This window comes from Streptomyces inusitatus (genome assembly GCF_014651115.1).
Taxonomy (GTDB): domain Bacteria; phylum Actinomycetota; class Actinomycetes; order Streptomycetales; family Streptomycetaceae; genus Streptomyces; species Streptomyces amakusaensis.
This window is the reverse complement of the sequence record NZ_BMWG01000084.1, coordinates 1-918: the sequence shown is the minus strand read 5'-3', so window position 1 is coordinate 918 and position 918 is coordinate 1. Positions and strand designations below refer to the sequence as shown.

Here is a 918-nt window from a genome sequence, read left to right as displayed (position 1 = left end):
CGCCTTCACCGGCCTGACCGAGGTGACGACGGGCGGGGATGTGATTCCCCCGGACGCGGTGCGTGCGGTCCTGGACACCAACCCGGACCTCATCGTCCGCACCACCTACGGGCCGACCGAGACCACCCTCTGCGCCACCCACACCCCCTGGCGCACCGGCGACACCCTCCCCGCCACCACGACGCCGCTCGGCCGGGCGATGACCGGGACCCGCCTCACGATCCTCGACCCGTATCTCCAGCCCGTCCCGCCGGGTGTGATCGGTGAACTCCATATCGCCGGGACCGGCCTCGCCCGCGGCTACACGAACGATCCCGCGCTCACCGCCGTCACGTTCACCGCACACCCCCACGGCCGGCCCGGTGAAAGGATCTACCGCACCGGCGACCTCGCCCGCTGGGAGCACGACGGAACCCTCACCTTCCACGGACGCACCGACCACCAGATCAAAATCCGGGGCCACCGCGTCGAACCCGCCGACATCGAAACCGCGATCACCCGCCACCCCCACGTCACCCAGGCCACCGTCACCGCCCACACCAGCGCCCACGGCGACACCCGCCTCACCGCCCACTACACCGGAACCACCACCCCCACCGCCCTCCACACCCACCTCACCCGCCACCTCCCCGACTACCTCATCCCCACCACCCTCACCCACCTCACCACCTGGCCCCTCACCCCCAACGGCAAACTCGACCACACCCAACTCCCCACCCCCACCACCCCAACCCCCACCGGACGCCCACCCCGCACCCCCCACGAACACACCCTCACCACCCTCTTCGCCGAAACCCTCAACCAACCCACCCTCACCATCGACGACAACTTCTTCACCCACGGCGGCCACTCCCTCCTCGCCATGCGCCTCACCAACCGCATCAACACCACCCTCAACACCCACACCACCATCCACAC

The 918-nt window shown here is 69.8% G+C and carries 1 protein-coding gene; it reads left to right on the top strand.

Annotation, left to right across the window (positions count from 1 at the left end; genetic code table 11):
* On the top strand, positions 1 to 918 hold a 918-nt coding region (locus IE247_RS33915), incomplete at both ends, for a non-ribosomal peptide synthetase (RefSeq protein WP_190127219.1).